Origin of the sequence: Acinetobacter sp. P1(2023), assembly GCF_028367635.1 — a bacterium.
Lineage (GTDB): Bacteria > Pseudomonadota > Gammaproteobacteria > Pseudomonadales > Moraxellaceae > Acinetobacter > Acinetobacter pittii_E.
This window is the reverse complement of record NZ_JAQNDD010000001.1, coordinates 176,872-190,088: the sequence shown is the minus strand read 5'-3', so window position 1 is coordinate 190,088 and position 13,217 is coordinate 176,872. Positions and strand designations below refer to the sequence as shown.

The window sequence follows — 13,217 nt, the reverse complement described above, 5'->3', positions numbered from 1 at the left end:
TTTTGAAGGGATCGTTTTATCCAAAATTCATTTAAATAAGGAAATGTAAATGAATAATGTCTATATCAAAAAAGTGGGAATGGGCTTGTTTGTAGTCGGTATGTCTATACCTGTTTTTGCTGGTGTAACTTTCGGTGACCCAAAAACTGAACTAGGAGCAGTTACAGTTTCTGGAACTTTACGGGCTAACTATCAAGATAAACACTACGGCGAATCTGCTTCTGATCAGAAAATTAAGTTCGATGCGGCAATTCTAAATGTGGCTTATGAATCACCCGACTGGTTTGGTAAGGTCCAATACCGCTGCTATCAATACGATAAATTTTGTGATTTCTCGACCTTGGTACAGGCCTATGCAGGTTACCGTTTAAATGCGACCGATAATATTACAGTCGGTTTACAGCCAATTCCTTTTGGTCCAGGCCGCTATTGGGATAGCAGCTTCTATGCGGGTATTAATAATACTATGGGCCTCCAAGACGCTCTAGATTTAGGCGTGAACTATCACTTTGAGATGCCAACCGCGACCAAAGTTGATCTTGCATATTTCGCAACTGACGGTGGTAACTACCACGGAACAAGTAAAGATTCTGCACGCTATACTGCCAATGTAGTCACTTCATCCGATCCACTTAAAACCAACCTCAATGAAAAAAACATGTGGATGGCACGTGTTGATCAAGACCTTAAGTTTTTAAGTACAGATGATTTAAAAGTATCGGTTGGGGGAAGCTACTGGTATTCGGATATTGAAAATAAAAAGACATCTGCCGATGGAAATCGAAACACATGGGCTGTGTTTAACCGTATCAACTATAAAAACCTGAATGTGGTACTGACAGGTGGCAGACAGTCGATTAGCAACAAAGATGCCTTAAGTCCAGCAAGCTCTACTTTTGGTTCGTTTGATAGTGAATACGACATTGCCAATAAAGGCTATTTCTACACCGTAGATACGAGCTACACCTTTAAGAATGTAAAAGATTCACTCAATGTTACGCCTTATGTAGTGTTCAGTGGTTTCAACAAGAAAGAACAAGACTTTGATGACTCACAGCGCAACATTGTGGGTGTGGCATGGGACTACAAAAATGTTTCGCTCTATACCGAATATTTAATGAGTAAAAATGACCCATTTGTGGGTGGAACGGGCAACTCACTTGCAGCGGGTGATGATGGCAAGTGGAACAAGCTCTTAAATGTGATGCTGGTTTATAACTTCTAAGAGTTGCGCCTTAACTGATCAATTACTTCTATTAACTACGCTCTCAAGAAGACCTGACAAGAATGCTTGAGAGTAATTTAAAAGTGTTAAAAAGATGAAACCAATACGTAAAATCTTAGTTGCCAACCGTGGTGAAATCGCAATTCGAGTGATGCGTGCTGCTACAGAAATGGGCATTCGCACGGTCGCAATTTATGCAGAAGAAGATAAATTTGCCCTGCATCGCTTCAAGTCGGATGAAGCTTATCGGGTAGGCGCAGGCAAAAAGCCAATCGCGGCTTATCTGGATATTGAAGATATTATCCGTATTGCACTTGAGGCAGGGGTGGATGCCATCCATCCGGGCTATGGTTTCTTGTCCGAAAACCCTGAGTTTGCCGAGGCCTGTAGCCAAGCGGGAATCCGTTTTATCGGTCCAAAACCGGAAGTGATGCGTCAGTTAGGCAACAAGGTAATGGCACGTAATGTCGCAATGGTTGCATGTGTGCCTGTTGTTCCTGCCACATCGGCACTACCGGAACGTATTGAAGACTGTCAGTTACTGGCCGCTGAAGTGGGTTATCCACTTATGCTCAAAGCGAGCTGGGGTGGTGGTGGCCGTGGCATGCGTGTGGTTGAAAATGAAAGTGAACTCGAAGATGCAATTACGGTTGCACGTCGTGAAGCCAAATCTGCATTTGGCAATGACGAAGTCTATTTAGAGAAACTGATTCGCCATGCCCGCCATGTTGAAGTACAGATCTTGGGTGATACCCATGGCAATATCGTGCATCTGTTTGAGCGGGATTGTACCGTACAACGACGCAACCAGAAGGTGGTCGAGCGTGCGCCTGCACCTTATTTGTCTGAAATACAGCGCAGTAAAATCTGTGACGCTGCTTTAAGACTGGCCCGTGCGGTAGATTACACCCATGCGGGTACGGTTGAGTTCTTAATGGATGCTGAAACAGAGGACTTCTACTTTATTGAAGTTAACCCGCGCATTCAGGTTGAACATACGGTTACTGAAGAAATTACTGGCATTGATATTGTTAAGGCACAAATTCGGGTGACCGAAGGAGCTGCGGTTGGCGATGGCAGCAGTTTTATTCCACCACAAGAGCAGATCAAACTTTTAGGCCATGCATTGCAATGTCGACTCACCACCGAAGATCCTAAAAATGGCTTTATGCCGGACTATGGGCGCCTGACCGCATTTCGTAGTGCAACCGGTTTTGGGGTGCGGGTAGACAGTGGTACAGCTTATACCGGTGCAGTCATTACGCCATATTATGATTCTTTACTCGCTAAAGTCACGGTTCGCGGTGCAAGTGGTGATGAAGCCAATGCCCGTATGCTACGAGCGTTACAGGAGTTTCGTATCCGCGGCGTCTCAAATAATCTGGCATTTCTAGAAAATGTGGTAACCCATCCTTTATTTACACAAGGCACCTGTACCACCCGATTTATTGATACCACACCTGAATTATTTAACCTTAAACCTAAGCAGGACCGTGCGACTAAGTTACTAGAGTTTTTAGGGGACATTACCGTCAATGGACAACCTGAACTCAAAGGGCGTTCATTGCCTGAAACCGTTCCAGCTCCGGCACAGCTACCGACATTTAACTTAAACCAGCCTCTTCCGAGTGGAACCCGAGACCAGTTTAAATTACTGGGTGCAGAGGGTTTCTCAAACTGGATGCTTGATCAAAAGCGTGTATTGGTCACTGATACCACCATGCGAGATGCCCACCAGTCCTTATTTGCAACACGAATGCGTACCGCAGATATGCTAGCGATTGCACCTTATTATTCCCATATGGCCAGTGAGCTATTTTCACTAGAGTGTTGGGGCGGGGCAACCTTTGATGTGTCGATGCGCTTTTTAAAAGAAGATCCGTGGGAGCGTCTGGCTCAACTTCGTGAAGCGGTGCCGAACATTCTATTTCAAATGCTGCTTCGCTCATCCAATGCAGTGGGTTATACCAACTATCCAGATAATGTCGTTCGTCACTTTATTGCACAGGCTGCACAAGGTGGGGTTGACCTGTTCCGTGTATTTGATTCGCTAAATGCAGTCGATAACATGCGGGTTGCCATTGATGCAGTTCGAGAGTCTGGCATGCTGTGTGAAACAGCAATCTGCTATACCAGCGATATCTTTGACAACAACCGCAGATATAACCTTAACTACTATGTCGATATGGCAAAGCAACTGCAAAAAGCAGGGGCGAATATCCTTGCCATTAAGGATATGGCCGGTATTTGTAAGCCAGCCGCAGCCCGTGAACTCATCAAGGCATTGAAAGAAGAAACCGGATTGCCGATTCATTTTCACACACATGACACCAGTGGTATTGCCGCGGCCAGCATTTTGTCTGCCATTGATGCGGGTGTAGATGCAGTCGATACCGCCATGGATGCCATGAGTGGACTCACTTCACAACCGAGCATGGGCTCGGTGGTTGCAGCCTTACAAAATACCGATCGTGATACAGGACTCAACCCTAACAACCTGCAGCAGCTTTCTACTTACTGGGAAGGTGTCCGCCATATCTACGCACCGTTCGAGGCAGATATGCGTGCGGGTACAGCCGATGTCTATCACCATGAAATGCCGGGTGGACAATATACCAATTTACGTGAACAGGCTCGCTCTCTAGGCATTGAAGAACGCTGGTCTGAAGTTTCCGATGCCTATGCACAAGTCAACTTATTGTTTGGGGACATTGTGAAAGTTACTCCAACCTCTAAAGTGGTGGGTGACATGGCTTTATATATGGTGTCGAATCACCTGAATTCAGAAGATATTAAAAAACCGAAACTTGAGATTGATTTCCCTGAATCGGTGGTTTCACTGTTTAAAGGTGAGCTAGGCACCCCAGCACATGGTTTTCCAAAAGAGTTACAGCACAAGGTATTAAAAGGTGCAGCCCCGTTAAGTGATCGTCCTGGAGCAGTGATGCCGCCAGTCGATCTGGTGGGTGAGAAAGCAATGCTTGAAAATATGTTCGGGAAACAACTGTCTGAACAGGAACTGGCGTCATATTTGATGTATCCAAAAGTCTTTACCGACTTTATGAAGCACAAACTGAAATATGGCACGGTATCAAGCATTCCATCTTCAGCTTTCTTTTATGGTTTAAAAGAGCAAAGCCCTGTCGAAATTGAGCTTGAACGCGGCAAGACACTGGAAATAAAGCTGTTGGGCCGTTCGGAAGCCAAAGATGGCATGATTGATCTGTTTGTAGAGCTGAATGGTCAGTTACGTCTGGTGCAGATTAAACAGGCAAGCCAAAAAGAAGTGACGGCTCATCCGAAAGCTGACCCGACAAATCCGAAACATATCGGTGCTTCGATGCCGGGCATGATTAGTACAGTGCCTGTGAAACTGGGACAGTCTGTCAAGAAAGGCGATACTTTATTTACCATTGAAGCGATGAAGATGGAGCTTGCCATTAAAGCTGATCAGGACTGCGTGGTTCAGGAGGTTTTAATGAGTGCAGGTAAGCAAGTTAGAAATATGGATTTGGTTTTAGTCGTTCAATAGAGCGACTCTCAATTTGAGAAGTGGTTTAAAGATATGATAAGCAAGAGAAATGCAACGTTAATAGGGCTCATCGCAGTTTTGCTATGGAGTTCTATTGTTGGATTAATTCGTAGTGTAAGCGAAAGTTTGGGAGCAACTGGTGGTGCAGCCATGATGTATAGTGTTGCCTCTATCTTTCTCCTGATTAGCATTGGATTTCCAAAACTGAGTGAATTCCCTAAGCGCTATTTAGTTTGGGGAAGTCTATTATTTGTTTCCTATGAGTTATGTCTTGCCTTATCTATTGGTTATTCAAATACCAATCGCCAAGCCATTGAAGTGGGAATGGTCAATTATTTATGGCCAGCTTTAACCATGGTCGCGGCTATTTTATTTAATAATCAAAAATCTAACTGGTTAGTAATTCCTGGATTTGTGATTGCCATTTTGGGAATCTGCTGGGTACTTGGGGGTGAGCAAGGACTTGATTTGGCAAGCATGCTCGAAAATATAAAAGATAATCCGCTCAGTTATGGGCTGGCTTTTATCGGTGCATTAATTTGGGCCACTTACTGTACAGTAACTGCAAGAATCGCCAACGGAAAAAATGGTGTAACACTCTTTTTTATGCTTACAGCTCTGGTGTTATGGGTGAAATACCTCCTCATTGGCGGGGCGCCAATGGTATTTAATTTCCATGCTGTGATCTATCTTGTGCTTGCTGCTGCGGCAATGGGTTTTGGCTATGCCGCATGGAATGTCGGGATCTTGCATGGCAATGTAACGATTTTGGCAGGTGCGTCTTATTTTATACCTGTGTTTTCAGCAGCTCTGGCAGCAATCGTTTTACAAACACCGCTTTCAACGTCGTTTTGGCAGGGGGCAGCTATGGTATGCATCGGCTCGGTTTTATGTTGGCTTGCCACGCGGCAGAAGCGTTAAAAACCGATAGTGGGGTTTTCAAAATTGAGTTCAATTTCTAACGGTTTGAAGTAAAGAAATATTGAATCTCTCTAGCCATCTTTCTAATAAAAGGACGAATAACTGACCAGTTTGTAGACATCCAGCAAATAAAGGAACCTGCTGTCACCATTGCAGTTCCTTGCCAAAAGCTCATAGACAATTGAGTTTGCAAAACGAGCATTGCCAAAAGAGATGAAATGATCGGGGTAAAGTAAGATGCAACAACCAGCATGGTAATATTTCCATGAATAATACCAATATTCCATGCTGCATAACCTAAACCAATAGCAACAGAAGCGACCGCTAAAGTTATAAATGTCGCTAGATCGATAGAGGGTAGAGTTGCGTGACCTATGATAAATAGCTTAATCCATAGGGTGAGCGCTACACAGATAAAGAAAATAGAAATTGGATTTTGTCCATTGCTCATTTTCTTGGTTAACACGCAGTAAAAAGCCCAAATGACAGCGCCTGCAAAGGCCAAAATATAACTTAAAGGATTGCTATGAAAATTATCAACAATACTATTGAGACTAAAATCACCATTTCCGGTCTGAATAAAAATGATGCCTGAAATTGAGATGAGTAAACCTAAAATAATAATAAAATTAAACTTTAGTTCTTTAAAAATGACAAAGGCTAAAACTGTTAAGCTTGGCCAGAGGTAATTCACAATACTCACTTCAATAGCCTGTTGAGCTGTCTTGGAATAAGCAATTGCAAATGAAAAACAAAGTTCATAAGCAATGAATAAAGCAGTACCTAAAATTAAATACTTTTTAGAAATTAACTTAAAATTTGGAACTCTAAAAATAATAAGCAATAGCACGGCACTGAAAGTATAAATCAGCGTAATACCCATATCGGGACCAATTGCGGCAGTAATATGCTTAACAAGGCCGACCATAGATGCCCACATGAGAATGGCGCTTAAACCAATCAATGTTGCTAAATTTTTTGACATAGGAAAACTGACTAACTCAAATAATGGACTGAGCTGCTAACAGGAAGTAGAAAAAGCATGAAGCATCACAGGTTAAAAGAATTTAAGGTCAAAAAATAGGTTATATAGGACAATTTATATAAAATATCGCGTTTTAGTAGCGTGGTTAAATAGAATTATTATTTGAGTTTTTCTACTTCATGACGACGTTTTCTATAGGTAAAAGGAGTTTCGCCATATTGTTTTTTAAACCAGAGAATAAAATGAGAGGCATCAGAAAAACCACATTCAATAGCAATATTGGTGATGTAAGCATTGGTGTTGGCAAGTAATTTTCTGGCATGTTCGAGTCTTAATTTACGCCAATAATTTGATGGTGGTTCATTGGTACTCGATAAAAATGCGCGGTGCAGTTGTCTTGGGTTAGTTCTCGCATGCTCTGCTACTTCTTTTAATGTAACGTGCGCACTTAAATTTTCACTCATAAAAGCTATAGCTTTAGAGACAATATTATTTTCATAGGTAGTTGGGCTATCTAAATGTATCTCGTCTTTTTCATCAATGATTTGTTTGTCAGTATTAATGAGTAAATATTCTAAGCTTTTTTGTGCCCGAATATCACCACAATGACGCCGTATTAAATCCGCAGCTAAATCTATGGCAGTTCCACCAGGGCAAGTGAAAATACCTTGATCTTCAACATAAGCTTTATCCACCACCGTGATTGCTTTAGGAAATCTTTCTGAAAACTCTTCTCTGGTCGTAAAGTGAATTGCACATTTCCGACCATCCATGAGTCCTGCATTTCCTAACACAAAACAGCCTGAACAAAAGGCAATAATTGGTATTTTTGCGTTATGTATTTCGTTGAGTATTTCTAATAATTTTTCTGGGGGATTGCGTGTTTCTGTGAGTAAACCACCTGCAATGACAATGTAATCATAATTTTCTTTTAAAGCTTTTAGGTTAAGTGAGGTTGTTGGATTAACGGATAATCCGCAACTTGCAGTAACTGGCTCATCATTAAAAGTCATCCAGTCCCATTTGCAGTAAATTTGCAAACTACGAAAAGACTTGTCTGCTGCAAATCTAAGAGATTCAACGAAACCGGAAATAGGTGCTAAGGTGAATTTATTCATCAGAATAAATCCAACACGTAAATCCGGGTGAACCGAGGAGAGACTTTCTTCAGAGGGAGATGCTTCATCATAAGCATGAGAAGATGAGTTCTTCATATCTTTCACCGTCAATATCCATTTAGAGCAGTGATTCTTAGAATCTGCTATGTTTATTATATGCATGAAATGGAACAAAAGAAATTTCTTAATAAAACAACATTTTTACGAGGAAAATATGGAAGTCATTAAAACGGTTGGTGTTGTTGGAGCAGGTGTAATAGGTGCAAGTTGGACGGCCTTATTTTTATATAAAGGATTTAAAGTTAAGGTTTATGACCCGTATCCGATCGATGAAGCGGTCTTTAAAAAAAGAATATCTGCAAATTTAAACGATTTATTGGCTTTAGATGAAAATGCTGAACACGGTTATTCTCCGCAAGATGTGCTGCTTCATCTAGAAATCTTTAATCACTTAAAAGATGCAGTTTCAGATGTAGATTTTATTCAAGAAAATGCCCCTGAACGTCTCGATGTAAAACAACAGTTATATCAAGAAATCACAGCATATTGCCCTGAACATACCATTATTGCCTCAAGTTCATCGGGCTTAAAAGTGTCTGATTTTCAAAAAGAGGCGCGGCATCCTGAACGTGTTTTATTAGGTCATCCTTTTAATCCGCCTCATCTCTTACCCTTGGTCGAGATCGTTGGTGGTAATTTGACAGATCCCCAAATTTTGAAACAGGCTTCTGAGTTCTATAAACAACTGGGCAAAAATCCAATTGTTTTAAATAAAGAAGTAAAAGGGCATGTCGCAAACCGTTTGCAGGCTGCGCTATGGCGAGAAGCTTTTTCATTGGTTGAACAAGGCGTGTGCTCTGCCGAAGATGTCGATGTCGCGATTACCAGCGGGCCGGGTTTAAGATGGGCGCTCTTTGGTCCCTATATTAATATGCAGCTTGCAAACCAAAAGGGGTTTAAAGAGGCAATTCATCATTTAGGCCCACCAATGACAGAATGGTGGAATGATATGCACGCATTTCAACATTCAGACGAGACAACAGATTTATTGGAAGCAGAAACCAATCAGCTTTTAAACCAATATAAAGATGTCGATTTATACCAAACTAGAGACAAAGGTCTGGTCGATATCTTAAAGCTCAGACAGCAACTTAAAATTGATTAAGTCAAATCTTTAAGACAAAGCCAATCATTTTAGTGTATGGATGATTGGCTTTTTGCTGGGTTAAATAACAAAAACAGCTCTCGCAAAAACTAATTTACATTCATTAAATGTTACTGAAATCTCTATCGCGTTGCATTTGAACTATATGCCTTACGTGAAAGGTAAGAAACGTTGCAAACCGTAAAGAAAGCCTCCTCATAATCAAATGACATGATAGAAAATAGAGGAATAACAATATGCGTGCTCTTACTTACCACGGTGCAGAAGATGTTCGAGTAGAAACTGTAGCGGACCCTATTATTCAAGAACCAGATGACATTATTTTACGAGTGACTGCCACAGCGATATGTGGCTCTGATTTACATTTATATCGAGGCAAAATCCCTAGAACCGAACAGGGCGATATCTTTGGGCACGAGTTTATGGGCGTGGTTGAAGAGGTGGGTCCCGCCGTCACCGCAGTGAAAAAGGGTGATCGAGTCATTGTTCCTTTTGTGATTGCCTGTGGTGAATGTTTCTTTTGTCAGCTTGATCTGACCGCTGCATGTGAAACCACCAATACAGGACGCGGCGCAATTATTAATAAAAAACAAATTCCACCAGGTGCAGCTTTATTTGGCTATAGTCATCTTTACGGCGGTATACCGGGCGGGCAAGCAGAGTATGTGCGTGTGCCAAAAGCCAATAAAGGCCCTTTTAAAGTGCCAACTTCACTGTCAGATGAAAAAGTACTTTTCTTGACTGATATTTTACCGACTGCTTGGCAGGCAGTGACCAATGCCCAAGTGAAACGTGGCTCAACTGTTGCAATTTATGGTGCTGGACCAGTCGGGCTATTAAGTGCTGCTTGTGCCAAGATGCTTGGTGCTGAAAAGATATTTATGGTCGATCACAATGACTATCGATTGAACTATGCAGTGGCAACATACGGCGCCATTCCAGTAAATTTTGATGAAGTCGATGCGGCCGAGTTTATCATTCAACATACCGACAATTACCGTGGTGTCGATGCCGTGATTGATGCAATTGGTTTCGAGGCTAAAGGCAGTATCATTGAGACAGTTCTCACCAATTTAAAACTAGAAGGTTCAAGTGGTGCAGCACTGCGTCAATGCATTGCCGCGGTTCGCCGTGGTGGTGTGGTCAGCGTACCGGGTGTATATGCAGGCCCGATTCATGGTTTCTTGTTTGGTGATGCTTTTGATAAAGGCTTAACTTTTAAAATGGGCCAAACCCATGTGCATCAATATTTACCGCAACTCTTAGAACTGATTGAGCGTGGTGAATTATCACCTGAAACGATTATTACCCACCGAATGAAATTAGAAGATGCCGCAGAGGGATATCGTATTTTTAATGAAAGAGAAGAGGACTGCCGTAAGGTGATTCTGCTTCCTTAAAATGCTTAGTCTTATCATTCCATTTCTAATCGTCCAAAAGCCTCTTACTAATGTGAAGAGGCTTTTGAAAATTTGGCATCGATTTTTAATTGCCGAGTGGAACTAAAGTTTCATGTAAGTAAACCCAATAACATTTTTCGTCTTCTACTTTAATGCAGGCTGTCGAAGTGCGTAATGTTTCGGTTTCACTCGTTTGCTGATGTTCCTGATATTGCACCCAACAATAATTTTCAAATTCGTATAAAGCTGCACTTTTAAGAATGCTAATTTTTAAAGAAGGTTTCTTGCCCATATTTTGGCTGAATAAACTCTTCACTTCAGTTAAACCAATACTCTGCCCTTGAACCGTTACCATCTTAAAATTTTGATCAAAACTATCTAAAAGTGGGTTAAGATTTTGTTCTGCATTTTGGCCTGTAAATACATTTTCGATCAACACATGCAAGTCAATTACACTTTGAATAGCTTGATCCATTTGATTAGACATGATTTTTCTCCTTTAAAATGGGAATTAATGAAATGATGCAGAGTAGAGCTGCAATTAAAAAAGTATGTTGATAACGGATTATGCCGTTTGAAGAAGACATCAAGTTATATATTGAAATAAGAACAACCGTGCCGACACTAAATGAAACTTGGCGATTAATATTCCAGAGCACGCTACCTTGTAATAAATCTTTTCCAGTGAAATCAATCAATGAACTAATTTGGGCAATATTGGCACTTAGTCCGCCTCCCATTCCCATCAATAAATAAGCGAAAATTAAAAGGCTGAATTGATTGCTATTGGAAATATAAACTAAAAAGAAAATACCAAGACTATGCAATATAATTCCAATGATAAGTAAATATTTTTTACCCAGTTTTTGGTAGAGCAGTCCGCCGTTGACCATCGCCACCAATGCACCGGCTGCATAGAGCAACATAAATAAGCCGGTTTGTTTTGCATTAAAGCCAAAGTTGATCTGTAAATTAAAAATATTGAGTAAATTAACGCCTGTAAAAATACCGGGAACAGCGTAATAAATAATAAATGCATTGCGTAAATTTTTATTTTTTAATAATTGTAGGTTGAGAACTGGATGATCGGTTTTCTTTGCATGATGAAGATAAAAAGTAAGCATTCCGACCGAAATTAGAAAACTGCCTATAGCCAACGTGGCATTATGATAATCCCCATAAAACGAAAAGGAGAGTAATAAACATAAAAGGCTTATATTAAAAATAAGTAAGCCCCGAATATCAGGTTTTACGCTAGGTACATTCTCTGTTTTTTTAATCCATAACCATGCTAAAGCCGCAGCAATTAAAGAAAAGGGAAGATTTGAAAAAAATACCCATCGCCAGTTTAATGAATCAATAATCGCTCCACCAATCGCTGGTGAAAATGCAGGGGCAATAAGCGCAATTGCCATAATCATTGTAGAAATGCGTTGGCGTTCTTGGTTTGGGAATAAGGCATATACCAGTGCTTGACCGACTGGAATTAATAAACCACCTGCTATGCCTTGAATAAATCGCCAAAAAATTAAGCTATAAATCGATTCACTTGAGCCAATAAGCCAGATGCTTAAAGAAAATAGAAGCATTGAATAAGACAATAACTTTTGATTTCCTAACTTGCTGGCTAACCATAAGCTCATTGGCATGATTAGAATCAGACCTAGAATATAGGCATTTGTTACCCAAGCGACCATACTCTGGCTGATTGAAAATGACGCTGAAATATTGGGTAATGCGATTGCTGACATAAAAATATTAATGCAATCAATAAAGAACCCAAGTAAAAACACCGTTGCTATTTTATATCGATAAGACATACCTACCTCCGAGCAGGCAGGGTAAGATCCAGCACTTTTATTGTCGATACAGGCGAAGTAAAATCATTGTTTAATAATTTCAAACAATCGGCTAAATTGTGCAAAAAAATCTCAAGCAAATTACCAGTTTTTTACAGGTCGTTGATTCTGGATCATTTACTAAGGCTGCTGAAACTTTAGGCTTAAGCCGATCAATGGTAAGTATTGATATAAAACAATTAGAAAAGCAGTTAAATACAAGCCTTTTAATTCGTAACACCCGCAACATTGCATTGACGGAAATAGGTCAACAGTTTTATGAAGATTTTAAGCAAATTCAACTTCATATTGCTGAGGCTTTGGAACGTAGTCAGCATTTAGGAACAAGTATTACAGGCACTTTACGGTTTTCGTCAACTAATGAGTTTGGACAGCGTTTTATTCTGCCATTGCTTCCTGAGTTTTGTCGGCTTTATCCACATTTACGTTTACAGTACTCGTTTAATTCATCTCTCGATGATTTAGTGACTGAAAAATTAGATCTAGTTATTCGGCTAGGAAATTTAAAAAACTCCTCTCTAAAAACTCGAAAAATCGGAGAATATCCAATTTATCTTGTGGCTACTCCGCAGTTTATAAAAGACCATCCTATAGAAAATATATCCGATTTAGCGGCTGTTCCTTGGATTGGCCATACCTTATTAAATTGGCAAGATTCACAATATATTTTGCAAAACAGTTTAGGGGAGCAATATTCATTACCATTTATTCGAAGTCAGTATGAATCAAACTCGGTTACTGCAATTCATCAAATGGTTCTATCTTCTTTAGGAGTTGCTATTTGTCCAGCATGGTTAGTTGATGAAGATATTCAACAAAATCGCTTAATTCGGTTATTTCCTGACTTTTCATTACCTCTACAAAGTATTCAATTACTTTATCCTCATACCTCTAATTTACCGGCCAAAACGAGGGCATTTATAGACTATTTAATAGTCCATCTTTCTTTTAGATAAACTGAAAAGTATGTAAGTTGTGGAAGATAAGCAATTTTATATAAATAGACAATTCT

At 40.4% G+C, this 13,217-nt stretch carries 10 protein-coding genes; 6 read left to right on the top strand and 4 right to left on the bottom strand.

The features are described 5' to 3' along the window. The first annotated feature begins 49 nt into the window (after positions 1-49). The 3 genes from POD11_RS00825 (at position 50) to yddG (POD11_RS00815) (ending at position 5,678) form a co-directional block, all read left to right on the top strand. Complete coding sequence (locus POD11_RS00825) at positions 50-1,225, top strand: hypothetical protein (RefSeq protein ID WP_262455982.1); 1,176 nt, start codon at positions 50-52, stop codon at positions 1,223-1,225. Between the two features lie 94 nt (positions 1,226-1,319). After that, positions 1,320-4,757 carry a pyruvate carboxylase gene (locus POD11_RS00820; RefSeq protein WP_262455981.1) on the top strand — a complete coding sequence of 1,146 codons (3,438 nt, stop codon included), beginning with the start codon at positions 1,320-1,322 and terminating at the stop codon, positions 4,755-4,757. Between the two features lie 33 nt (positions 4,758-4,790). Beyond that, positions 4,791-5,678 (top strand): aromatic amino acid DMT transporter YddG, encoded by an 888-nt coding sequence (yddG, locus tag POD11_RS00815; protein ID WP_271737513.1) that lies wholly within the window; start codon positions 4,791-4,793, stop codon positions 5,676-5,678. Between the two features lie 37 nt (positions 5,679-5,715). On the opposite strand, the gene yddG (POD11_RS00810) is transcribed toward yddG (POD11_RS00815), so the two are convergent. Both yddG (POD11_RS00810) and POD11_RS00805 read right to left on the bottom strand, forming a co-directional pair. Continuing rightward, on the bottom strand, positions 5,716-6,663 hold the full coding sequence (gene yddG, locus POD11_RS00810; protein WP_262455980.1) for an aromatic amino acid DMT transporter YddG: 948 nt from the start codon (positions 6,661-6,663) through the stop codon (positions 5,716-5,718). Between the two features lie 158 nt (positions 6,664-6,821). Beyond that, positions 6,822-7,877 (bottom strand): GlxA family transcriptional regulator, encoded by a 1,056-nt coding sequence (locus tag POD11_RS00805; protein WP_262455979.1) that lies wholly within the window; start codon positions 7,875-7,877, stop codon positions 6,822-6,824. A gap of 118 nt (positions 7,878-7,995) precedes the next feature. Here POD11_RS00805 and POD11_RS00800 point away from each other — a divergent pair, with 118 nt between their 5' ends. Together POD11_RS00800 and POD11_RS00795 are read left to right on the top strand one after the other, a co-directional pair. Next, positions 7,996-8,946, top strand: coding sequence for a 3-hydroxyacyl-CoA dehydrogenase NAD-binding domain-containing protein (locus POD11_RS00800; RefSeq protein ID WP_262455978.1), 951 nt, complete (start codon positions 7,996-7,998; stop codon positions 8,944-8,946). 236 nt (positions 8,947-9,182) lie between these two features. Further along, positions 9,183-10,346, top strand: coding sequence for a zinc-dependent alcohol dehydrogenase (locus POD11_RS00795; protein ID WP_262455977.1), 1,164 nt, complete (start codon positions 9,183-9,185; stop codon positions 10,344-10,346). 85 nt (positions 10,347-10,431) lie between these two features. Here POD11_RS00795 and POD11_RS00790 read toward each other — a convergent pair whose 3' ends face one another. Next, positions 10,432-10,833, bottom strand: a complete 402-nt coding sequence (locus POD11_RS00790) for a hypothetical protein (protein WP_262455976.1) — start codon at positions 10,831-10,833, stop codon at positions 10,432-10,434. After that, positions 10,826-12,166, bottom strand: a complete 1,341-nt coding sequence (locus tag POD11_RS00785) for an MFS transporter (protein WP_262455975.1) — start codon at positions 12,164-12,166, stop codon at positions 10,826-10,828. Before POD11_RS00785 ends, POD11_RS00790 begins: the two co-directional genes overlap by 8 nt. Positions 12,167-12,264: 98 nt before the next feature. Here POD11_RS00785 and POD11_RS00780 point away from each other — a divergent pair, with 98 nt between their 5' ends. Continuing rightward, positions 12,265-13,161, top strand: a complete 897-nt coding sequence (locus POD11_RS00780) for a LysR family transcriptional regulator (RefSeq protein ID WP_262455974.1) — start codon at positions 12,265-12,267, stop codon at positions 13,159-13,161. The last annotated feature ends 56 nt before the right edge of the window (positions 13,162-13,217 follow it).

Bases quoted from the DNA above. Each gene is read 5' to 3' on its own strand.
- POD11_RS00825 (WP_262455982.1), top strand. From the start codon at position 50: ATGAATAATGTCTATATCAAAAAAGTGGGAATGGGCTTGTTTGTAGTC.
- POD11_RS00820 (WP_262455981.1), top strand. From the start codon at position 1,320: ATGAAACCAATACGTAAAATCTTAGTTGCCAACCGTGGTGAAATCGCA.
- yddG (WP_271737513.1), top strand. From the start codon at position 4,791: ATGATAAGCAAGAGAAATGCAACGTTAATAGGGCTCATCGCAGTTTTG.
- yddG (WP_262455980.1), bottom strand. From the start codon at position 6,663: ATGTCAAAAAATTTAGCAACATTGATTGGTTTAAGCGCCATTCTCATG.
- POD11_RS00805 (WP_262455979.1), bottom strand. From the start codon at position 7,877: ATGAAGAACTCATCTTCTCATGCTTATGATGAAGCATCTCCCTCTGAA.
- POD11_RS00800 (WP_262455978.1), top strand. From the start codon at position 7,996: ATGGAAGTCATTAAAACGGTTGGTGTTGTTGGAGCAGGTGTAATAGGT.
- POD11_RS00795 (WP_262455977.1), top strand. From the start codon at position 9,183: ATGCGTGCTCTTACTTACCACGGTGCAGAAGATGTTCGAGTAGAAACT.
- POD11_RS00790 (WP_262455976.1), bottom strand. From the start codon at position 10,833: ATGTCTAATCAAATGGATCAAGCTATTCAAAGTGTAATTGACTTGCAT.
- POD11_RS00785 (WP_262455975.1), bottom strand. From the start codon at position 12,166: ATGTCTTATCGATATAAAATAGCAACGGTGTTTTTACTTGGGTTCTTT.